Annotated in this window: 25 protein-coding genes and 1 tRNA gene; 15 read left to right on the plus strand and 11 right to left on the minus strand. The window is 63.3% G+C overall.

What is annotated here, in order from left to right; all coding sequences use genetic code 11:
- The first annotated feature begins 6 nt into the window (after nt 1–6).
- Both treS and G584_RS12090 read left to right on the plus strand, forming a co-directional pair.
- Nucleotides 7–2,925: a maltose alpha-D-glucosyltransferase gene (treS, locus tag G584_RS0108590; protein WP_028494267.1), complete on the plus strand. Its 2,919-nt coding sequence runs from the start codon at nt 7–9 to the stop codon at nt 2,923–2,925.
- 114 nt (nt 2,926–3,039) lie between these two features.
- On the plus strand, nt 3,040–4,221 hold the full coding sequence (locus G584_RS12090) for a glycosyltransferase family 4 protein (RefSeq protein WP_083964870.1): 1,182 nt from the start codon (nt 3,040–3,042) through the stop codon (nt 4,219–4,221).
- A 16-nt stretch (nt 4,222–4,237) separates the two neighbouring features.
- Here G584_RS12090 and G584_RS0108600 read toward each other — a convergent pair whose 3' ends face one another.
- Nucleotides 4,238–4,450, minus strand: a complete 213-nt coding sequence (locus G584_RS0108600) for a CDGSH iron-sulfur domain-containing protein (RefSeq protein ID WP_028494268.1) — start codon at nt 4,448–4,450, stop codon at nt 4,238–4,240.
- Nucleotides 4,451–4,481: 31 nt separating this feature from the next.
- On the opposite strand from G584_RS0108600, the gene G584_RS0108605 reads away from it, so the two are divergent.
- From G584_RS0108605 to G584_RS0108615, 3 genes are all read left to right on the plus strand, one after another.
- Entirely contained in the window at nt 4,482–4,874 is a 393-nt protein-coding gene (locus G584_RS0108605; protein WP_028494269.1) for a hypothetical protein, read from the plus strand.
- A 16-nt stretch (nt 4,875–4,890) separates the two neighbouring features.
- On the plus strand, nt 4,891–6,411 hold the full coding sequence (tilS, locus tag G584_RS12510) for a tRNA lysidine(34) synthetase TilS (RefSeq protein WP_028494270.1): 1,521 nt from the start codon (nt 4,891–4,893) through the stop codon (nt 6,409–6,411).
- Nucleotides 6,390–6,481 (plus strand) — tRNA-Ser (locus tag G584_RS0108615). Before tilS ends, G584_RS0108615 begins: the two co-directional genes overlap by 22 nt.
- Before the next feature lie 21 nt (nt 6,482–6,502).
- Here the strand turns inward: G584_RS0108615 and G584_RS0108620 are convergent.
- Nucleotides 6,503–7,111, minus strand: coding sequence for a YkgJ family cysteine cluster protein (locus G584_RS0108620; RefSeq protein ID WP_028494271.1), 609 nt, complete (start codon nt 7,109–7,111; stop codon nt 6,503–6,505).
- Nucleotides 7,108–7,320, minus strand: coding sequence for a hypothetical protein (locus G584_RS0108625; RefSeq protein WP_028494272.1), 213 nt, complete (start codon nt 7,318–7,320; stop codon nt 7,108–7,110). Before G584_RS0108625 ends, G584_RS0108620 begins: the two co-directional genes overlap by 4 nt.
- A 23-nt stretch (nt 7,321–7,343) precedes the next feature.
- Between G584_RS0108625 and G584_RS12105 the strand changes: the two genes are divergently transcribed.
- On the plus strand, nt 7,344–7,841 hold the full coding sequence (locus G584_RS12105; RefSeq protein WP_028494273.1) for a DinB family protein: 498 nt from the start codon (nt 7,344–7,346) through the stop codon (nt 7,839–7,841).
- Between the two features lie 38 nt (nt 7,842–7,879).
- Nucleotides 7,880–8,275 (plus strand): DUF3197 domain-containing protein, encoded by a 396-nt coding sequence (locus G584_RS0108635; RefSeq protein WP_019550287.1) that lies wholly within the window; start codon nt 7,880–7,882, stop codon nt 8,273–8,275.
- Here G584_RS0108635 and G584_RS0108640 read toward each other — a convergent pair.
- From G584_RS0108640 to G584_RS0108675, 7 genes are read right to left on the minus strand one after another with little or no spacing between them, the layout of a single operon-like run.
- The gene (locus G584_RS0108640; RefSeq protein WP_038050959.1) at nt 8,272–9,138 is read right to left on the minus strand and encodes a hydroxymethylglutaryl-CoA lyase; all 867 of its coding nucleotides are present in this window, start codon (nt 9,136–9,138) and stop codon (nt 8,272–8,274) included. The genes G584_RS0108635 and G584_RS0108640 overlap by 4 nt on opposite strands.
- Nucleotides 9,131–9,781 (minus strand): HPF/RaiA family ribosome-associated protein, encoded by a 651-nt coding sequence (locus tag G584_RS12690; protein WP_157626406.1) that lies wholly within the window; start codon nt 9,779–9,781, stop codon nt 9,131–9,133. The genes G584_RS0108640 and G584_RS12690 overlap by 8 nt, the downstream gene beginning before the upstream one ends.
- A gap of 33 nt (nt 9,782–9,814) precedes the next feature.
- On the minus strand, nt 9,815–11,497 hold the full coding sequence (locus tag G584_RS0108655) for an acyl-CoA carboxylase subunit beta (RefSeq protein WP_028494275.1): 1,683 nt from the start codon (nt 11,495–11,497) through the stop codon (nt 9,815–9,817).
- A gap of 24 nt (nt 11,498–11,521) precedes the next feature.
- Nucleotides 11,522–12,007: a ribonuclease HI gene (gene rnhA, locus G584_RS0108660; RefSeq protein ID WP_028494276.1), complete on the minus strand. Its 486-nt coding sequence runs from the start codon at nt 12,005–12,007 to the stop codon at nt 11,522–11,524.
- A complete protein-coding gene (locus tag G584_RS0108665; RefSeq protein ID WP_015717816.1) occupies nt 12,004–12,525 on the minus strand; it encodes a Uma2 family endonuclease in 522 nt (173 codons plus the stop codon). Before G584_RS0108665 ends, rnhA begins: the two co-directional genes overlap by 4 nt.
- 4 nt (nt 12,526–12,529) lie before the next feature.
- Nucleotides 12,530–12,910: a VOC family protein gene (locus G584_RS0108670; protein ID WP_028494277.1), complete on the minus strand. Its 381-nt coding sequence runs from the start codon at nt 12,908–12,910 to the stop codon at nt 12,530–12,532.
- Nucleotides 12,910–13,197: a glutamine synthetase/cystathionine beta-lyase binding protein gene (locus G584_RS0108675; protein ID WP_028494278.1), complete on the minus strand. Its 288-nt coding sequence runs from the start codon at nt 13,195–13,197 to the stop codon at nt 12,910–12,912. The genes G584_RS0108670 and G584_RS0108675 overlap by 1 nt, the downstream gene beginning before the upstream one ends.
- 179 nt (nt 13,198–13,376) lie before the next feature.
- Between G584_RS0108675 and G584_RS12390 the strand changes: the two genes are divergently transcribed.
- On the plus strand, nt 13,377–14,291 hold the full coding sequence (locus tag G584_RS12390) for a hypothetical protein (RefSeq protein WP_028494279.1): 915 nt from the start codon (nt 13,377–13,379) through the stop codon (nt 14,289–14,291).
- 37 nt (nt 14,292–14,328) lie between these two features.
- Here the strand turns inward: G584_RS12390 and guaA are convergent, their stop codons facing one another.
- Nucleotides 14,329–15,840, minus strand: coding sequence for a glutamine-hydrolyzing GMP synthase (gene guaA, locus G584_RS0108685; protein WP_028494280.1), 1,512 nt, complete (start codon nt 15,838–15,840; stop codon nt 14,329–14,331).
- 31 nt (nt 15,841–15,871) lie between these two features.
- Between guaA and G584_RS0108690 the strand changes: the two genes are divergently transcribed.
- The 7 genes from G584_RS0108690 to G584_RS12965 all read left to right on the plus strand — a co-directional run bounded on the left by G584_RS0108690 (nt 15,872) and on the right by G584_RS12965 (nt 20,566).
- Nucleotides 15,872–16,339, plus strand: a complete 468-nt coding sequence (locus G584_RS0108690) for an S-ribosylhomocysteine lyase (RefSeq protein WP_028494281.1) — start codon at nt 15,872–15,874, stop codon at nt 16,337–16,339.
- A complete protein-coding gene (gene mtnN, locus G584_RS0108695) occupies nt 16,336–17,001 on the plus strand; it encodes a 5'-methylthioadenosine/S-adenosylhomocysteine nucleosidase (protein ID WP_028494282.1) in 666 nt (221 codons plus the stop codon). The genes G584_RS0108690 and mtnN overlap by 4 nt, the downstream gene beginning before the upstream one ends.
- Nucleotides 17,002–17,016: 15 nt before the next feature.
- Entirely contained in the window at nt 17,017–17,940 is a 924-nt protein-coding gene (locus tag G584_RS0108700) for a ribose-phosphate diphosphokinase (RefSeq protein ID WP_028494283.1), read from the plus strand.
- A gap of 87 nt (nt 17,941–18,027) precedes the next feature.
- Nucleotides 18,028–18,648 (plus strand): 50S ribosomal protein L25, encoded by a 621-nt coding sequence (locus G584_RS0108705; protein ID WP_028494284.1) that lies wholly within the window; start codon nt 18,028–18,030, stop codon nt 18,646–18,648.
- 98 nt (nt 18,649–18,746) lie between these two features.
- Entirely contained in the window at nt 18,747–19,325 is a 579-nt protein-coding gene (gene pth / locus G584_RS0108710; protein ID WP_028494285.1) for an aminoacyl-tRNA hydrolase, read from the plus strand.
- Between the two features lie 9 nt (nt 19,326–19,334).
- Nucleotides 19,335–20,303, plus strand: coding sequence for a D-alanine--D-alanine ligase (ddl, locus tag G584_RS0108715; protein WP_028494286.1), 969 nt, complete (start codon nt 19,335–19,337; stop codon nt 20,301–20,303).
- 122 nt (nt 20,304–20,425) lie between these two features.
- Nucleotides 20,426–20,566, plus strand: a complete 141-nt coding sequence (locus G584_RS12965; protein WP_245563370.1) for a hypothetical protein — start codon at nt 20,426–20,428, stop codon at nt 20,564–20,566.
- Nucleotides 20,567–20,574 lie beyond the last annotated feature (8 nt).

The following is a 20,574-nucleotide window of genomic DNA, read 5'->3' on the forward strand; positions in this document are numbered from 1 at the left end:
GGGATCGTGGATCCCCTCTGGTACAAGGACGCGGTCATTTACCAGCTTCACGTGCGCTCCTTCTTTGATGCCAACGACGACGGCTACGGGGACTTCGAGGGCTTAAGACAGAAGCTGCCCTATCTTGAGGCCCTAGGGGTTAACACCCTTTGGCTCATGCCCTTCTTCCAATCTCCCCTGCGGGACGACGGGTACGACATCTCCGACTATTACCAGATCCTGCCCGTCCACGGAAGCCTCGAGGACTTCCGGCGCTTTCTGGACGAGGCCCACGCAAGGGGGATGCGGGTCATCATCGAGCTGGTTCTCAACCACACCTCCATCGACCACCCTTGGTTCCAAGAGGCCAGGAAGCCAGGAAGCCCCATGCGGGACTTTTACGTGTGGAGCGACACCCCGGAGAGATACAAGGGGGTAAGGGTCATCTTCCAGGACTTTGAGCCCAGCAACTGGACCTTTGACCCCGTGGCCGGGGCCTACTACTGGCATCGCTTTTACCACCACCAGCCCGACCTCAACTGGGATAACCCCGAGGTGGAGAAGGCCATGCATCAGGTGATGTTCTTCTGGGCCGACATGGGGGTGGATGGCTTCCGCTTGGACGCCATTCCCTATCTCTACGAGCGGGAAGGGACCAACTGCGAAAACCTTCCCGAAACCATCGAGGCGGTAAAGCGCCTGCGCAAGGCCCTGGAGGAGCGCTACGGCCCCGGCAAAGTCCTTTTGGCCGAGGCCAACATGTGGCCCGAGGAAACCCTGCCCTACTTTGGAGAAGGGGATGGGGTGCACATGGCCTACAACTTTCCCCTGATGCCCCGCCTTTTTCTGGCCTTACGCCGAGAGGACCGGGGGCCCATTGAAGCCATGCTCCAGGAGACGGAGGGCATACCGGAGTCCGCCCAGTGGGCTCTTTTCCTGCGCAACCACGACGAGCTGACCCTGGAGAAGGTCACGGAGGAGGAGCGGGAGTTCCTTTGGGAGGTCTATGCTCCCGATCCCAGGTACCGGATCAACCTGGGGATTCGCCGTAGGCTCATGCCCCTGTTGGGGGGGGATAGGCGACGCTTTGAGCTTTTGCACGCCCTTCTCTTTACCCTGAAGGGAAGCCCCATCCTCTATTACGGGGACGAGATCGGCATGGGGGATAACCCCTTTCTGGGCGACCGCAATGGGGTGCGGACCCCCATGCAGTGGTCGGCGGACCGGAATGCGGGCTTTTCCCGGGCTCCCTATCATCGCCTCTTCCTGCCCCCGGTGAGCGAGGGGCCCTACAGCTATCACTTTGTCAACGTGGAGGCCCAGCAGGAGAATCCCCACTCCCTTTTGAACTTTGTGCGTCGCTTCCTGGGCATCCGAAACCGGTACGCCAGGGTTTTGGGTCGAGGAAGCTTGCGCCTGCTTCCCGTGGAAAACCGGCGCATTCTGGCCTACGAACGGGAGTACCAGGGGGAAAAGATCCTGGTGGTGGCCAACCTCTCCCGGTATTCCCAGGCCTTTGACCTGCCCTTGGAGGAGTACGAGGGCCTGGTTCCGGTAGAACTCTTCTCCCAAAACCCCTTTCCCCCGGTGGAGGGCCGTTACCGCCTGGCCTTGGGTCCCCATGGGTTTATGCTCTTCGCTCTAAGGCCCAAGCAGGAGATAGAGCGCCTGTACCTTCCCGATTGGGCAGCGCCCGAGGAGGAAATGGCGGGGATCCCCCAGGACCTGCCCACGGTGCCCCTTTCTGGCGGTGTGGAGGGCCTCTTCATCGATACCTTGGTGGACGAAAGGGCCCGGGCCTCCTTCCTAAGTGCCTTGGGCAGGGTGCTTAGTGAGCGGAGTTGGTTGGCCTCGAGGCCCAAGCAGGTGGGGCTCAAGGACGCCCTTCGCCTCCAGAAGGAACCTCCTCTGTACCTTACCCTTCTGCGCCTTGAGGGGGAGGGGGGTTCCCTTGAAGCCTTTTTGCCTATCGCCTTGCGCCAGGACAGGGAAGGCCCGGGGCTCTTCGCCCGAGTGCGGGGAGGAGGAGGGGGATACCTCTTCGAGCTTTCCCAGGATCCGGGGTTTTATGCCCTCCTCTTAAGGCGGCTTGCCCAGGGGTTTGAGGGCCGGAGCCTCAAGGCCCACTACCGGGGCCGCCATCCGGGCCATGTTCCTGAGGCCCTGGAGCTTCTCCGTCCTGGCTTGGCGGCGGGGGAAGGGGTTTGGCTCCAGGTGGGTTTGATCCAAGACGGGGGGCTGGACCGTACGGAGAGGCTTTTCCCCCATCTTTCCCTCCCCTGGGTCCGGAGGCCCGTAGGGGGGCTTTACTGGGAACGGGGCAGGGAACGGCGAGTCCTGGCCCTCACTGGCACCTTCCCTTCTGGGCAGCCCCAGGAAGCCTTTGCCTACACCTTAAGGCTAGCCCGGGAGGGTTTGGCCCGGCTTCAGGACCACCCGGTTGGGGAAGGTGCCTTGGGCCTCATGGCGGACGCCCTTAGGGAGCTGGAGGCCCTGGTCCGGCTCCTGGGCGTACGGCTTGCCCTTCTGCACCGAGCTTTGCAGGAGGTGGAGGGTGAAGGGGATGGGGTACCCCTCCTGAACCGTGGCCTGGGGGCCTTTGTAGAGGTGGAAGGGGAAGTTTTCCTTCTGGCCTTGGGCAAGGAGGGTAGGGGCCTTCCCCTTCGGGACCTAGCCCGGTTGGCCTACGACCTGGAGCGGGCCCTTTATTTGGCCGCGGAGGAGATGGAAGGGGCAGGGCCTTGGGTGGACCTTGCCGCGGACTTTTTGGAGGAGGCCCTTTTTCAGGCCTATCAGGAAGCAACCCAGGGGGCCTTGGAGGCTCTTGAGGGGTTTCCCCAGCTTATGTTGGCTCTGGCGCAAGAACAGGCTTTGCGGGAGGAAAAGCCAAGCCGGCAAGAGGTGCTTAAGCGCTGGCGAAGGAGAACTGGGGAAGGGGGAGGCTAGGGCCTGTGGGTTGGCCTTACTATAATGAAGGTTGGGGCGATGCCGTCCTGGTTGACGCCGGATTCGGGCAGCCGCCCGGTTCCTGTGTTCACCAGACAAAAGGAGGGTTAGGCCATGCGGATCGCTCAGATTGCGCCGCTTTACGAGGCTGTTCCACCCAAGTTCTATGGCGGAACTGAGCGGGTAGTGCATGCCTTGGTGGAGGAACTGGTGCGCCGCGGGCATGAGGTTACCCTCTTTGCTTCGGCGGACTCCCGCACCAGTGCCCGCCTGGTGCCCATGGCGGAGGGGGGATTGCGCCTTACGGGAGCCAGGGATGGCTTGGCTCTCCACATGGCCATGCTGGAAGAGGTTTATGCTCAGGCGGATCGTTTTGACATCATCCATTCCCATGTGGATTACCTGGCCTTTCCCTTTGCCCGCCACAGCCCAACCCCTACCCTGACCACCCTACACGGTCGTTTGGATCTACCGGAGACCCGTCGGATCCTGTCCCGCTTCCCGGAACAGCCCTTGGTCAGCATTAGCCACAGCCAGCGCATTCCAGTGAGGGACCTTTCCCTTCGCTGGCAGGCCACGGTCTATAACGGCATCCGCCTCGAGCACTTCCCCTTCCGCCAGGAGCCTGAGGATCCGCCCTACCTGGTCTTCCTGGGGCGTATTTCGCCGGAGAAGGGGCCGGTCCAGGCCATCGAGGTGGCCCGGCGTGTGGGCCTTCCCCTGAAAATTGCCGCAAAGATTGACCCTGCGGACCGCGCGTGGGCGGAAACCCATTTCCTACCCCTTTTGGACACGCCGGGTGTGGAGTACCTAGGAGAGGTGGACGAAAAGGCGAAGGCGGAGTTGCTGGGAGGGGCCTTGGCCCTCCTCTTTCCCATCGACTGGCCGGAGCCCTTTGGCTTGGTTATGGCCGAGGCCATGGCCTGCGGTACCCCGGTGATAGCCTTCCCCGGGGGCTCCGTAGACGAGGTGGTGGTGGACGGGGTTACGGGGATCGTCTGCCGTTCACGTACGGTGGAGGAGATGGTCCAGGCGGTAAGGCAGGTGGAGAAGCTGGAACGCGCCGCCTGCCGGCGCCACGTGGAGGAGAACTTCTCCAGCGCGGTGATGGCTGAACGCTACGAGGCGGTTTACCGTCGGGTAGTGGCGGAGGCTCGTGGCGAGACTGTGGGTGTGCCCTTTGAGGAGGGGTTCAGGTTGCGCATGCCTCCTCCTCCCCGGCCTCGCCAAGGAGGAGGCTTGGGGAAGGGAAAGGCAGAACCTACCGCCTGGGGGGGTGAAGGCCGGGCGCAGTAGACCAAGGTGAGGACGTTTACGGCTTTTCCATTTCCAGTTCCCCCTTCTCTGCCTGGAACCCCACCTCCTTGTGGCTACCGTCGCAGAAGGGCTTGTTCCGGGAATGGCCGCAGCGGCAAAGGGCCAGCTTGGCCCTTTCCAGGCGCCTTTCCTCCCCGTTGAGCCGGAAGGGGGTTCCCTCGGGCAGGTCCATCACGTAGGGCCCATCCTGGCGGAAGCGAAGCTTCATGGTTTCAGGATACCGGGGATAAAGTGGAGGTATGCTCTGCCCGCAGAATGGAAAGGTGGGCCTCGAGGTGCCCTTGAAGACGGTGAAGAACTTCCTCACGGGAAGGGCCCTGGTGCGGCTTAACCCCTCTAGTCCCCACTACCTTTGCCAGGATCCCGCCTGCCCGGTGGTCTACTACGGGGAGGAAGGCGTGTACACCCTGGGGGAGGTGCGTTTCCCCATCTACGACAAGGGAGCCTCTCTCATCTGCTACTGCTTCGACTGGACCCGGGAGGGATTGGTGGAGGCCCTGGGGCAAGGGGTGGATCCGGTGGCCCAGGTGGAGGAGGGGGTCAGGGCCAGGCGCTGTGCCTGTGACCAGCGCAACCCCAGGGGGCGTTGCTGCCTTCCCACCTTGAAGGCGGAGGTGGCCAGGCTTGCCTGAGGGTTTCCCGCGGGAATTGGAGGAGGCTTTCCAGAAGCGCCTGGCCCGGCTTGCGCCCCGGGACCCTTTGGTGCTGGCGGTTTCGGGAGGCGGGGATTCCGTGGCCCTGGCCCACCTAGTGAAGCGGGCTGGGCGGGAGGCGGTGGTGGCCCATCTGGACCACGCCCTGCGCCTGGAAAGCGGAGAGGATCTCCTCTTTGTGAAGGCCCTTGCGGAAAGGCTTGGCTATCCCTTCCACGCCGAGCGGGTGGAGGTGGCCAGGGTGGCTAGGGAACGGGGGGAGAACCTCGAGGCGGTGGCCCGGGAGATCCGCTACGCCTTCCTCCACCGGGTGGCCAGGGAGGTGAAGGCCAAGGCCATCCTCACCGCCCATACCCTGGACGACCAGGCGGAAACCGTGCTCCTCAAACTCCTCCAGGGCACGGCCCGGGGTCTGGGCATCCGGGAGAAGGAGGGGCTTGTGGTCCGCCCCCTTCTGGCCTTTCGCCGCGAGGAGTTAAGGGCGTACCTAAAGGCCCTGGGGGAAGCGTGGCGGGAGGATCCCTCCAACCAGGACCTTTCCCGGGATCGCAACTACCTGAGGCTTAAGGTGCTTCCCCTTCTGGAAGAACGGTTTCCCAGGGCCAAGGAGGCGCTTTCCCGCTTTGCCCAGGTGCGGATGGAGGAGGAGACCCACCTGGAGAGGGAGGCTAGGGCTCGCCTCCTATCCGATCCCCGCTTCTTCGTGCCCGCCTACCGGGCGGCACCCCTTTTGGAGGCTCCCGGGGCCCTTAGGCGGAGGGCTTTGCGCTGGATGCTGGAGGCCTTGGACCTCCGGCCTGAGGCCCGGCTTATCGCCCTTTTGGAGGAGGCTTTAGGGGGCAAGGTGGCCATCCTGCCCGGCGGTTACACGGCCAGGCGTAAGGGAGGTACCCTTTTCCTCCTTCCCCCCGCGCCCCGGCTGCCCCTTCCTCCCGGGTTCCGCCGCCCCTTGCCGGGGGACTACCTGGCCATGCCCTACGGGAGAAAGCGCCTGGTGGACTTTTTGGCGGAGAAAGGGGTACCTAAGGAGCTCAAGCCCCTTTGGCCGGTGAGGGCGGAAGGTAAGCGGGTGGTGGAGGTGCTGGGCTTTCATCCTCCCTCCGAGGAGGAGCGGTACATGGCCTTGGCCCTCGAGGAGGCCAGGCAGGCCTTCCAGGAGGGGGAGGTGCCGGTGGGGGCGGTCTTGGTGGTGGGGGAAAGGGTGTACAGGGCCCACAACCAGGTGGAGGCTACCCGGGATCCTACGGCCCATGCGGAGATGCTCCTCCTTAGGGAAGTGGGCCGGGGGGCCCGGGGAGGAAGGCTTTACGTGACCCTGGAGCCGTGTCGCATGTGCCACCATGCCCTTCGGGAGGCGGGGGTGGAGGTGGTCTACGGGGTGGAGAACCTGAAGGAAGGGGCCTTGACCCGGTTCGGCCAGGGGGAAGGCCTCAGGGGTGGCGTCCTGGAAGGGGAGTGTGCTAAGCTCCTAAGGGGTTTCTTTGCCCGGCTCAGGGAGGGGTGCCGGAGCGGTTGAACGGGCCGGTCTCGAAAACCGGTAGGCCCCGCAAGGGGTCTCGCGGGTTCGAATCCCGCCCCCTCCGCCAAAGGCGGCCTGAGGGCCGCTTTTATACCACCTGGAACCCCCACCGCCCCCCGAGGATCCCCAGCGCCTCCAGGAGGGTTTCCGCCTCCTTCCTTTCCCCGGGAAACCCGGAAAGAAGCAGGTACAAAAGGGTGGCCAGCTCCCCCAGGACCAGGAAGCCGTACCGCCTTTTTTCCTCCTCCCAAACCGCCTCCATGCGCAGGCGGGCCATGCGCCAGGGAGCGGAAAGGAAATGGCCCTTTTGCAAGCCCGCCTCGGGTTCGCAAAGCCTCGGGTCGCCTTGGGTGAGAAGCCCCCGGCAGGCAAGCGGACGCCAGGGATAGACACCGCAGAGGCTCTCTTCCAGAAAAGGGCAGGGGGTGCGGGTTAGGAAGAACTGGCTTGGGAAGTGGGGGTCGTCCTTGCCTTCCCTGAGAAGGGCAAGCCGCCTGGGGCCTTCCTTAAGGAGCCTGGAGCGCTGGGCCTCGCTGAGGTGGGGAAGAAGGGCTTCCCCTTCCAGGCGGGAAAGGGTCACCAGGCCATGGCAGCAGGCAAAGCATCCCGCGCGGCAGGAGGGGGTAATCCCCTTCTTGGCCAGGTAGTCGGCCAAATCCGCCTCGAGGGCCAGCCAATGGGCTTCCACCGGGTTCATCGGCGCAGGCGGTAGACACCCCTTCTGGGGTCGAAGGGACAGGCTCTCACGGCCACCTGGGGGCAGTGACGCCGGTACCGGGCCACCTCCTCCGCCAGGGCCTTGGGCAGGTGGCATCGGAGGCAACGGGCCTGGGGAGAGGCTTGCCGCAACCGGTAGGCGAGTAATAGGGCCAGGCCCGAAAGGAAGAGAAGACCAAAAGCCTCCACAGGGGTTAGTGTAAGCTCTTCTTATGGCCAGTCTTGCGCCTTTCCTGCAAGCCCTAGAACCCGGGGTTTCCCCGGCCGTTTCCGCCTGGATCAAGGGCCTTAAGGAAGTGGAGCTCCACCTGGACCGTTGGGCCTTCGACCTTTCGGAGGAGGGTTTTTGGTGGCGGCCCAAGGAGGGGCTGAACCCCATCGGGGGCCTGGTGCGCCACATCACCGGAAGCTCCTTGCGGCTTCTTTCCTACGCCTTCCCCCAGGAGCTTCCCGACTGGGCCAAGAAGGGGCGGGAATGGGAGCTCCAGGGGGAGCCCGAGGCCAAGGAGGTGGTGGAGGCCCGCTTCCGGGAGGCTTGGGCCAGGCTCCTTTCCGCCTTCCAGAGCCTACGGGAGGAGGAGCTCGGCCAGGAGGTTCCGGTGGGCACCCAGGGTCTTAAGGCTCCCAGGGCCCATATCCTCCACCACCTGGTGGAGCATGCCCAGCACCATGCGGGGCAGATCATCTACGCCCGCAAGCTCCTGGGCTGAGGACTCCTGTCCCCGGGAGATGGCTGTAAGCTGTTCCCATGGAACGCGTTGGCCTGCGCGCTTCTCCCAGGATTACCCTCGAGGCCCTCAAGGAAGCCCTTAAGGGCGTGCGCTTTCCTGAGGCCAAGGTCTATTTCATCACCGACTGGCAGGACCGCCGGCACCAGGCCCGGTACGCCCTTCTCATCCACGGGGGCAAGAAGGACCTCCTCACCCCTGACGCCTTCGGCCCCGCCTTTCAGGGAGGGGAAGAGGCGCTTTCGGAGCTGGTTAGCCTGTTGCTGGACCTTGGGGCCAGGAAGTTCTACGAGGCGGTGGTGTCCCCGGCGGAGATGACGGCCCTCTTGGAGCTACCGCCCGAGGAACTGGTGAGGCGGATCAACGCCATCGCCAACCCCACCGACCCGGGCATCTACCTGAAAAGGGCCGCCTAACCGTATAGAAGCTTAAGCCGGGCGGCTTCCCCTGCCAGCTCGGGGAGGGCTTTTAGGTCTATTCCCATGTGGAAGCCTTTGGCTTCCAGGTAGGGGAGGACCTTTTCCGTGGGCAGGTTTCCCACCAGCTCATCCCCGGCGAAGGGGCAGCCCCCTACCCCGGCCAAGGCGCCCTCCAACCAGAGGATGCCGGCCGCCAGCACCGCCTCCACCTTGGCCAAGACCCCTTCCGGGCGGGCGTGCAGGTGGGCGCCCAGGCCCTCGGGGCCAAAGCGGGCCACGGCCTCCCCTAGCACCTCCTGGATGCGGCTTGCCTCCGCCACCCCGTAGGTGTCCGCCAGGGCGATCTCCTCAACCCCAAGTTCCCGTAGCCGCGCGATATCTTCCAGGACCCCCTCCACGCTCCAGGGATCCCCGTAGGGGTTGCCGAAGGCCATGGAAAGGTAGACCACCAGGCCAAGCTTTCCTTTTGTGGCCTCCACCATGGCCTTTACCAGGGGCCAGGATTCCTGCCGGGTGCGATTGGTGTTCTTCCGCTGGAAGGTTTCCGAGAGGGAGAAGGGGTAGCCGATGGCCGTGAGGTTTGGGGCCTTAAGGGCCCTTTCCAGGCCCTTTTCGTTGGCCACGATGGCCAGATAGGTGCGGCCCTGGGGTGGGGGAAGGCTGGCCAGCACCTCCTCGGCATCCGCCATCTGGGGCACCCACTTGGGGGAGACGAAGCTGGTGAGGTCCAGATGGCGAAACCCCGATTCCAGGAGTTTCTTTAGGAAGGCCACCTTCTCCTCGGTGGGGATGAAGCGGCTGAAGCCCTGCCAGGCATCCCGGGGGCATTCAACCCACCGGATATTTCGAGGCCTATTCATTGCACTCACTACCTACGACGTACTTTTTGAATAACGCTTCGAGCAAAACTACCGCAGCCAGCAACAGCTTAAGTTCTTCTTTTGTCAGCCACCTTTCCATTTCAGCTGTATGTGCATGCTGTATCGGATTTCTGAAGCAGCTATAAAAGGTTGATAGGAGCTTACCAAAATGGTTGCGGAAACCTTTGGTTACCTCTGGAGCAACATTTTCAATACAGAGATTCTCCTTTTGGGCGACGGTTTCAAGCACTTGGGCCCCGGGTTTTTCTTTTATATCTACTCCGGATTTTTCTCTAGAAAGGCGCTCTAACCGTGTGAAGCATTCCCTTATTGCGGCGATGAGGTCAGCGGAGGTTGGTTCGCTGTTCAAGATGGTGACGCCGTATGGCAGAAGGTCGATTGTGATTTTTGCCTGTTGATCTAATTTAACGAGCTCCTCTTCAAGTTTTTTTAATAAAGCAGGATCTCCCTGAGGAAGACGCTTCCCCGAGTTGTAAAAGTTAACGTTACAAGCTTTGCCTGAGCCTTTGTCATGTACCACAAGTTGGATTCCATAGGGGATCTCCCTTTCCTCCACCTCGTATCCCAAATAGCTTGCTCCATTTCTGGTTCTTTCCTTATCCCATGGCCAAGCTTTCATCATATTTGCATTTTAAGCACAGTTATAGTAAAAAGTCTACACCTGGAAAACCCCGGTGCGGAAAGGCTCCCGCTCGGGGTTTAAGGCGCAGGCCTCGAGGGCCCGGATGAGCCACTTCCGGGTCTCGTGTGGAAGGAGGATCCCATCCACCCAAAGCCGGGCGGCGGCGTACCGGGGGTCCAGGGTTTCCTCGTAGCGGCCCTTGATGCGCTCGTAAAGCTCCTTTAGCTCCTCGTCAGAGGGTTCCTTCCCCTCCCGTCTGAGCTTTTCCACCTCCAGCTCCAAAAGGGTCTTGGCCGCCTGGGCCCCTCCCATCACCGCGTACTTGGCGCTGGGCCAGGCGAAGATGAACCTGGGGGCGTAGGCCTTGCCCGCCAGGGCGTAGTTTCCAGCTCCGAAGGAGCCTCCCAGGATCAGGGTGATCTTGGGCACCACGGAGTTGCTCACGGCATTGACCAGCTTGGCTCCCCGGCGGATGATCCCCGCCTGCTCCGACTCCTTCCCCACCATGAAGCCCGTCACGTCCTGGAGGAAAAGGAGGGGGATGTTCATCTGGTTCACCTCGAGGATGAACCGGGCGGCCTTGTCCGCCGCCTCCGCGTAGATCACCCCACCCACCTCGATCCGTCCCTTCTTCTTCAGGATGAGGCGCTGGTTCCCCACGATGCCCACGGGGAAGCCCCCGATGCGGGCAAAGCCCGTGACCAGAGTCTCCCCGTATCCCCCCTTGTACTCCAGAAACTCCGAGCCATCCACCAGCCGGGCGATCACCTCCCGAAGGTCGTAGGGACGGCTGCCGTCGGGGGCGATGAGGCCGTAGAGGTCTTCGGCGGGGTAAAGGGGTTCCCTGGGTTCCTTGCGCCCTTCTGCCCAGGGGGCGAGCCTGGAGGGCGGGTACAAGGCGATGAGCTGGCGGATCCTTTCTAGGGCGGCTTCGTCGTTCGGCTCGTAGAAGTCCACGGTCCCCGAGACCTCAAAGTGCATGCGGGCCCCGCCAAGTTCCTCGCTGCTGACCTCCTGGCCGATGGCCGCCTTCACCAGGGCGGGGCCCGCCAGGTAGAGGCCGCTTCCCTCGGTCATGATGAGGACGTCGGTCATGACGGGGAGGTAGGCTCCCCCGGCCACGCAGTTCCCCATGATGGCGGAGATCTGGGGGATGCCCAGGGCGGACATGCGGGCGTTGAGGTAGAAGATACGCCCAAAGTCGTCCTGGTCTGGGAAGACCTCGTCCTGTAAGGGTAGGAAAACCCCGGCGGAGTCCACCAGGTACAGGGTGGGGATGCGGTTTTCCAGCGCCATCGTCTGGGCCCGGATCACCTTCTTGGCGGTGATGGGGAAGAAGGCCCCCGCCTTCACCGTGGCGTCGTTGGCGATGATCATCCAGGTTTGGCCCTGGATCTGCCCGAGGCCGGTGATGACCCCTCCGGCCGGGGCCCCGCCCCACTCCTCGTACATCCCCCACCCGGCAAAGGCCATGAGCTCGTAGAACTCCGTGCCCGGGTCTAAAAGCCTCGCAATGCGCTCCCGGGCGGTGAGGCGTCCCTTTTTGTGCTGCCGCTCCACGGCCTTGGGCCCGCCCCCTTGGCGCACCTTCTCCAGGCTTTCCCTGAAGTCCCGCACCAGGGCTACCCAGGCGTCCTTATTGGCCTTGTAGACAGGACCTTCCCGCTCCTCCGGGCGGAGCTTGCTCTCGAGGCGGCTCGTGGGCTGGCCTAGCATGGCCTTAGTATAACGTTTTTCTGCTTATCGGGGAAAAAGCGTAGCCCCCTCAGGGGGACAAGGGGTTTGGGACAGGGCCTTTTGCCGCTGGGCCTGGCGCCTGGCCTCCCGGTCCACCCGTTCGTTCTCCGGGTGGCCGCCATGTCCACGCACCCAGTGGGCCACCACCCGGTGCCGTTTGAGTTCCGGCATAAGGGCTTCCCAGAGGTCGCGGTTTTCTATGGGCTTGCCGTCCGCTCTGCGCATCCCCCTTTTTTCCCAGGCGGGGAGCCACTCGTTTAAGGCCTTCACCAGGTACTGGCTGTCGGAGAAGAGGTGTACTTCACAGGGTTCCTTGAGCGCCCTAAGCCCTTGCAGCAGGGCGGTGAGCTCCATGCGGTTGTTGGTGGTGCAGGGCTCACCTCCGGAAAGCATTCGTTCGTGGCTACCGTAGCGTAAAAGCGCCGCCCACCCGCCAGGGCCGGGGTTGCCCAGGCAGGCCCCATCGGTGAAAAGCTCCACCTGTTTCACGACCAGGGGATGGGCCGATGGGGGAAGGCCAGGGGGGCCTTGGCCTCGCCGGGGAAGAGGATCTCCCTGAGGCGGTAGTGGTCCTCTTGGGGATGGCGGTAGACCTCCAGGAGGTTTTCCACCAGGTTCACGATCCAGACCTCAGGGATACCAGCTTTGGCATACAGGGCGAGCTTCCTGCGGTCGTGGTCCAGGCTGGTGTCGGCCACCTCTATGAGGAGGAGGACGTCCTGGGGCTCAGGGAGGCGCTCGCTGTACTGTTCCAGGGGGGGTTTCAGCACCTGAAGGTCGGGTTCGGGTTCGGAGTCGGGGGAAAGGCGCAGGGGGGATTGCACGGCGATGACCGCCTCCTCTCCCAATAGAGCCTGGAGCCTCTTGTCCAACTGGGCTACAGCAAAGACGTGCCTAGGACCAATCGGGCTCATCTCGTAGATCTCTCCCTCGAGGAGCTCGAGGTGCTTCACCCCCTGGAAGAGGCGCTCAAACTCCTCTACCCCGAAGCGGTACCGGGTGGCCATGCCCTCATTCTAGGCCCCAGATGGCGGCGGGGGCCAGCTCCACCAGGTTTCCCGCGGGGTCGCGGGTGTAGAGGCTTTTCCCCCTGGGCCAGTCCGCCCACCAGACGGGAAAGCCCGCTTCCTCCAGCCTCTTGGCCCAAGAGGGAAGCTCCTCCTCAGCCACCTTAAAGGCCACGTGAACGCTTCCTTGGGCCCCGTGGGGGGGAAGGTTTTCCTCCTTTGCCGTGTGATGGGGGTTGAAGACCAAAAAGACCCCCTTTCCTGCCCGGAAGAAGGCATGGCGCGGGGGCTGGTACTGGAAGCAAGGAAGGCCCAGGACCCCCTCGTAAAAGGCCCGGGCCTTCTCCAGATCCACGGCGTAGACGGCGGTTTCCAGAACCTCCACTACTTGAGCCTGGCGATGAGGTCGGCCACGGGGATGGCCTCGAGGGTGGTGGTCCTCACGCTTCCCCTGGCCGAGAGGTGGAGCATGGCCCGGGCCACCGCCAGGGCATCCTCCGCCTCCACGATGTTCACGAAGTCATAAGGCCCCAAAACCGCGTACTGGGCCACCACCTTGACCCCGAAGTCCCGCTCCAGTTCCTGGTTCACTTCCTTGATGCGCTCGGGGTTTTTCACCAGGGTCTCGGCGCCGTCATCCGTGAGGGTGCTGAGAACGATAAAGGTAGGCATCTTGGCCTCCTTTCGCTTCCAGTCTACGCCGGATGGGTCTCTAGATCCAGGTGGTTAGCAGGGGGTGTGGGCAGAAGTTCCGTGGGGGCCAGGGCGTTTAAGGAATTTGTAAGGGGGTGGTTGGCACTCTGGATTCGAGCCTCGGGGTTTTGCCCTTGGGGCTTGAAAGGAGGTTTGCTATGAGGAAGTTGCTGGCAATAGGGTTCTTGCTGGCGGGTCTCATGGGGTTGCTGGTGGCTTGCCAGCAAGGCGGTGGGGGTACTCAGCTTGGGGATCCGGACTTCCGCATCGTTCTGAGTAAGGCCAGTGTGGATCTCACCCCTTCTGCCCCCAGGCAGGAGATCCTGGTGCAAGTGGTGGCGAAGAACGGCTTCAACGGCCAAGTGACCCTTAGCTTGGAGGATGTGCCGGAGGGCATGAATGCCTCCTTCAATCCCGGGGCTGTGACTCCCCAGTCTCTGGAGGTGGTCACGGGGGTGGGGGCGGCTACTTTGATGTTGGAGAAAGGCTCTGCTGCAGGTGGGAACTACACCATTAAGGTCGTCGGACAGAGTGGTTCTGTACGGAAGGAAGTTGCCTTGCCAGTAACCGTAGCCAGTTCCTTGCTTCCCAACCAGGTATTCGATTTTTCTCAAGGAATACCACCTGATTGGAGGATCATAGATAACACCGGCAACGGTGCTTGGTCCACGAACGATGAGTGCGATAGAGAAACAGATTATGGTCCTCTGGACCCCATCCAAGCACCCTTTGCCATCATCGACTCCGATTGTCTGGGTGAAGTGGATGTGGATACGGAGCTTTGGACTCCTGCTTTGAATCTTTCGAGCTTTTCTACAGTCAAACTTCATTTTGATCACTACTTCTACTACTACACCGATGAAATTGGCGACGTAGATGTGAGCGTTGATGGCGGTAACACTTGGATCAACGTGGCTCGCTTCCAGGGAGAGGACGTGGGTCCTGAAACCCGTACTGTGGACATCAGCTCCATTGCCGCGGGCAAGCCCAACGTCATTATTCGCTTCCACTACTACGATGCGTACTGGGATTGGTTCTGGATTGTTGACAACATACGCGTAGAGGCTTACTGAACATCAGCTGTTTGGCTGGGAGTGAGGGGAATACTCCTCACTCCCATTCTATGGTGGCAGGAGGCTTCGAGGTGAGGTCGTAGACCACCCGGCCGATCTCCGGCACCCTGCGGGTGATGCGCCGGGCTGCCTCGTCCAGGAAGTCCAGGGGCAGCCTGGCCCAGTCGGCGGTCATGAAATCCTCGGTGGTCACAGCCCTTAAGGCCAGAACGTAGCCGTACTTCCGCTCGTCCCCCGCCACCCCTACGCTCCGCACGGGGGTGAGGACGGCCAGGGCCTGGGCCACCTGGGAATACAGCCCCCACTCCCTTAGAAGGCTTATGAAGATATCGTCGGCCCGCCGGAGGATGTCCAGTTTTTCCTCCGTGACCTCCCCCAGGATGCGCACCGCCAAGCCCGGCCCCGGGAAGGGGTGGCGCAGGCGGATAGGGTCGGGAAGGCCGAGAAGCAGGGCGAGTTCCCTTACCTCGTCCTTGAAGAGGAGGCGGAAGGGCTCGAGGAGCTCGAACTTCAAATCTTCAGGAAGACCGCCCACGTTGTGGTGGCTTTTGATCTTGGCCGCTCCCGGCTCCCCGGCGGACTCGATCACGTCGGGGTAGAGGGTCCCCTGGGCGAGGAAGCGGAAGGGGCCTGCTTCCCGGGCCACCTGGGAGAAGACCTCCACGAACTCCCGCCCGATAATCCGGCGCTTTTCCTCGGGGTCTTCCACCCCCTTGAGGGCCGTAAGGAAGCGCTCCCTGGCGTCCACCACCCGGAGGTTTACCCCAAGGGCCCTAAGGGCTCCTTCCACCTCCTCCCGTTCCCCCAGGCGCAGGAGGCCGTGGTCCACGAAGACCGCCAGGTGGTTCACCCGGGCCTTGGCCAGGAGGAGGGCCAGGGTGCTGGAGTCCACCCCGCCGGAAACCGCCAGGAGCACCCGGTCCTCGCCCACCCTTTCCCGCACTTCCTTAACCAGGCTTTCCAGCACGTGCTCCGGAGTCCAGTCCCGCTTTACCCCGGCGATCTCCAGAAAGTTTTCCAGAATCTGCATCCCCTTGGGGGTATGGGCCACCTCGGGGTGGAACTGGACGGCGAAGGTCTTTCCGTCCGGGGCTTCCATGGCCGCCACGGGGTTTTCCTCGGTTTCCGCCACCACCCGCCACCCCGGGGGAAGCTCGGTCACCGCGTCCTGGTGGCTCATCCAGACCTGGACCTCGCCCTCCAAGCCTTTGAAGAGGGGTCCCTGGTAGCGGGTGAGGAGGGCCTTGCCGTACTCTGCCCGCCCTATGCGCTCCACCCTGCCCCCAAGCTCCTGGGCGAGAAGCTGCATCCCGTAGCAGATGCCCAAGGTGGGAAGGCCGAGGGTGAGCACCCGGGGGTCGGGGCGGGGGGAATCGGGGTCAAAGACGCTGTTGGGTCCGCCGGAGAGGATTAGGGCTTGGGGCTTGTGCTTAAGGATTTCCTCCAGGCTTGCCCGCCCCGGCAGGATCAGGGAAAAGACCCTAAGCTCGCGGAGCCTTCTGGCAATGAGGCGGGTGTATTGGGAACCGAAGTCCAGGACCAGGACCATGGAAGCCAGTCTAGCAGGGTAGGATAAAGCCATGGCCGAGGTGGAAAGCTTTGCCCTGGACCACACGAAGGTGAAGGCTCCTTATGTCCGCCTGGCGGGGAGGAAGGCGGTGGGGAGTGGCCTGGTGGAGAAGTACGACCTGCGCCTGGCCCAGCCCAACCGGGAAGCCCTGCCCACGGGGGCCTTGCACACCCTCGAGCACCTTTTGGCTGGCTACCTCCGCGACCACCTGGAAGGGGTCATAGACCTTTCCCCCATGGGGTGCCGCACGGGGTTTTACCTGGTGGTGGAAGGCCCTTTGGAGGAGGAAAGGGTTTTGGTGGCCTTTGAACGGGCCTTAAGGGATGTTCTCCTGCACGAGGGGCCCATTCCCGGGGCCAGCTTCAGGGAGTGCGGCAACTACCGCGACCACGACCTCCAAGGGGCCAAGGCCTGGGCGGAGAAGGTGCTGAGGGAAGGACTGAAGGTTCAGGCCACCCTTCCCCTGGAGGAAAGGTGATCGCCTTCTTTGCGGCGGAGCCCGAGGAAGCGGAGGCCTTAAGGGAGGCCTTGGACGCGAGGGAGGCCCTCGAGGCGCCCTTTCCCCTCCATCAGGCCCCCGGGGTACTGGTGGCGGAAACCGGGGTGGGCAAGGTGGCGGCGGCCTTGGCCGTGGCCCATGTCCTAACCCGCTTCGCTCCCAGGGAAAGCTTTTTCCTAGGGGTGGCGGGGGGCTTGGACCCCTCCCTTCGCGCCCTAGACCTCCTTTTGGCTGAGAAGGCGGTGCAGTGGGATGTGGACCTGACCCCCTTTGGTCGGGAGCCCGGAGAGACGGCCTTTGGGGTGCGCTTTTTCCCCTCAGACCCTGGCCTTCTGGCCCGGGCTGAGGTGGCGGCTTCTGCCCTGGGCTTCCCTGCCCGACGGGGGGTGGTGGCCACGGGGGACCGGTTTCTGGCGGATAGGGGGGAGGCAAGGAGGCTGGCCCGGCTCCACGGGGCCCAGGCGGTGGAGATGGAAGGGGCCGCGGCCCTCATGGTGGCCTGGCGCTTCCGGCATCCCATGGCCTTGATCCGTGCCGTGACCGATGGGGCGGGGGAGGAGGCGGCCAGGGACTTCCAGGCCTTTTTGCAGGCGGCCTCGAGGCGGCTTGGCTACCTGGCCCAGGCTCTTTTAGCATACTGAAAAGGGAGGGGCAAGGTGGAGATCAAGCTTTTCACGGGGAACGCCCACCCCGATCTGGCCCGGCGGGTGGCGGAAGCCCTAGGGGTTCCCTTGGGAAAAGCGGTGGTGGACCGCTTCCCCGACGGGGAGGTGAGGGTGCGCCTTTTGGAAAGCGTGCGCGGGGACGATGTGTACCTCATCCAGCCCACCAGTCCCCCGGTGAACGATCACCTGATGGAGCTCCTCCTTCTGGCGGATGCTGCTCGCCGGAGCTCTGCGGGCCGCATCAACGCCGTCATCCCCTACTTCGGCTATGCCCGTCAGGATAAGCAGACCCAGGGCCGCGAGCCCGTGAGCGCCAAGCTGGTGGCCAATCTCCTGGAAACCGTGGGGGTGCACCGGGTGATCGCCATCGACCTCCACGCTCCCCAGATCCAGGGGTTTTTTGATATCCCCGTGGACCACCTCTCGGCGGTGCGCCTCTTTGCCCGCTACCTCCAGGAGAAGGGCTATACGGAGAACGGCGTGGTGGTTTCCCCGGATGCGGGCCGGGCAGAGGAGGCCAGGCGGCTTTCCGAAAGGCTGGGCCTGCCCCTGGCCATGCTGGCCAAGCGCCGCCATGGCCCCAAGGACACCTCCGTCACCTACGTGATCGGGGAGGTGGCGGGGAAGAGACCCTTGATCATCGATGACATCGTTTCCACGGGGGGAACCATAAGGCGAGGGGTGGAGGCCCTCCTGCTGGCTGGGGCTTTGCCGGAAATGGTGGTCATGGCCACTCATCCGGTCCTGGTAGGGGAGGCTCGGGAAAACCTTTCCCATCCCGCCATCCGTGAGGTGATCTTCACCGATACCATCCCCTTGAGGGATGGGGGGTACACGGTGCTTTCCACCGCTGAGCTTCTGGCCCAGGCCATCCGGCACGTGCACACCAACCAGTCGGTGAGCGCGTTGATCTGAGGTGGCAGGAGGGCCTGGGGGTGTGATAAGCTTTCCCATAGTGTGCCCCTAGGGGGCCTTTGCCTTTTGGGAGGTTGAGGAGGAGACATGGAATACCGTTTGAAGGCCCAGTACCGGGAAGGGGAGAAGCCCGCCGCTTTGCGCCGGGCGGGGAAGCTCCCCGGTGTCATCTACAATAAGTACTTGAACCGTAAGATCTACGTGGATCTCGGGGAGTTTGACAAGGTCTTCCGTCAGGCTTCCATCCACCACGTGATCGTTCTGGAGCTCCCCGACGGTCAGGAACTGCCCACCCTGGTGCGCCAGGTGAACCTGGACAAGCGCCGGCGCCGTCCCGAGCATGTGGATTTCTACGTCCTCTCCGACGAGCCCGTGGAGATGTACATTCCCTTGCGCTTTGTGGGTACGCCCCAAGGGGTGCGGGAAGGAGGTGTCCTGCAGGAGGTGCACCGGGACATCCTGGTGCGGGTTTCCCCAAGGAATATTCCCGAGTTCATCGAGGTGGATGTCTCGGGCCTGGGCATCGGGGATAGCCTCCATGCCGCTGACCTCAAGCTTCCGGAGGGGGTTAAGCTGGCCATTTCCCCGGAGGAAACCATCGCTGCGGTGGTGCCTCCGGAGGATGTGGAGAAGCTTGCGGTGGAGGCCCCCGAGGCTCCTGCTGAGCCCGAGGTGATCAAGAAGGGCAAGAAGGAAGAGGAGGAGTAGTACCGCCCTGTACTTGACGGGCGGGGCCCCTGGAAAGGGGATTGGCCGCTGGCGGAGGGAAGGGGGGCGTTTTCGCCCCCTTTTTGCGGAGGGCAGGAATGTTCCTGGTGGTGGGCCAGGGAAACCCGGGGGAGCGGTACGCCAGGACCCGCCACAACCTGGGCTTCATGGTCCTGGACCGGTTGGGCCTGGAGTTTCGGGAAAGGGGGGAGGCCCTCCTGGCCGAGGTGGAGGTAGAGGGGGAAAAGGGGTTTTTCCTCAAGCCCCTCACCTACTACAACCTGAGCGGCCAGGTGGTGGCTCCCCTGATGCGCTTTTACAAGATTCCCCCGGAGCGCCTTCTGGTGGTCCACGACGAGATGGACCTACCCCTGGGCCGCTTGCGCTTCAAGGCAGGGGGTAGCCCCGCGGGAAACCGCGGGGTGGCCTCCATCGCCCAGGCCCTGGGGACCGAGGCCTTCCACCGCCTGCGCTTAGGGATTGGCAAGCCCCCTTCCCGGGAGCTTGGGGCAGCGTATGTCCTTTCCCCCTTCCTTCCCGAGGAGTGGCCGGTGGTGGAGCGGGTCCTCGAGGCGGCCAAGGAAGCCGTGCTCTGCTGGGTGAAGGAGGGGCTTCTTCCCTGCGCGGGCCGTTTTAACGGCCTGGATCTTTCCCAGGGCTTGGGGGAAAAGGGCTAAGCTTTAGGCATGGCCGCGCCTAAGGTCCTCCTCATCGCCGGGGGAAGAAGCCCCGAGCACGAGGTTTCCCTGCTTTCCGCCCAGGGGGTTTTGGAGCACATGCCTTTCCCCACCGAGCTCGCCGTGATCGCCAAGGACGGTGGGTGGCTCCTTGGGGAGGAGGCATTTGCTGCCCTTGGGGCCAAGGTGGCCCCTATCGGCCGGCACGCTTTTCCACCCCCTTTGGATTGGAGCCGGTATGACGTGGTCTTCCCCCTGCTTCATGGAAGGTGGGGAGAGGATGGGACCATCCAAGGGTTCTTGGAAATTCTGGGTAAGCCCTACGTGGGGGCGGGGGTGGCGGCCAGCGCCCTTTGCATGGATAAGGACTTAAGCAAAAGGGTTCTGGCCCAGGCGGGGATTCCCGTGGTCCCCTGGGTAGCCCTTTATCAGGGGGAGCGCCCCTTTATCCCCTTTGACCCCCCCTTCTTTGTGAAGCCCGCCAACACGGGTTCCAGCATCGGCATCCGCCGGGTGGAGCATTACGCCGAGCTGGAAGAGGCCTTGGCCGAGGCCTTCCGCCACGACCAGAAGGCGGTGGTGGAGCAGGCGCTTTCGGGGGTGCGGGAGCTGGAGGTGGGTATTCTGGGGAATATCTTTGGCGAGGCCAGCCCCGTGGGAGAGGTGCGCTACCAGGCGGCCTTCTACGACTACGAGACCAAGTACACCCCGGGCCGGGCGGAGCTTTTGATCCCTGCACCCCTGGACCCCGGTACCCAGGAGACCGTGCAGGAGCTGGCCTTGAAAGCCTACAGGCTTTTGGGCATCCGCGGCATGGCCAGGGTGGACTTCTTCCTTGCGGGGGGGGAGATCTACCTCAACGAGGTCAACACCATTCCCGGCTTCACCCCCACCAGCATGTACCCCAGGCTTTTTGCCGCCGGGGGTCTACCTTACCCCGAGCTGTTAAGGCGTCTGGTGGAGCTGGCCCTGGAGTAGGGGGTCCAACTCCTCGAGTTCCTCTGGGGCCGGCTGGCAGGGGTTTTGGCTCCTGGCCATTGCCCTCTTGGCCCTGGGGGCCTTTTCCCTCCTGACCTTGTACCCTTTTCTGAGCCCTGCCCGTGAGCCTCCTCATTGGGGTGGGGTTTGGTGGGGTGCTGGTCCTGGGGGATGTCCTTCTGGCCGAGGTGATCGACCGGGACGCCGAGGAGACGGGAAGGAGGCGGGAAGGGGTCTACTTTCCTTACGGAAACCAAGGGTAGAATGCCGG

The sequence above is a fragment of the Thermus antranikianii DSM 12462 genome (assembly GCF_000423905.1).
Taxonomy (GTDB): Bacteria; Deinococcota; Deinococci; order Deinococcales; family Thermaceae; genus Thermus; species Thermus antranikianii.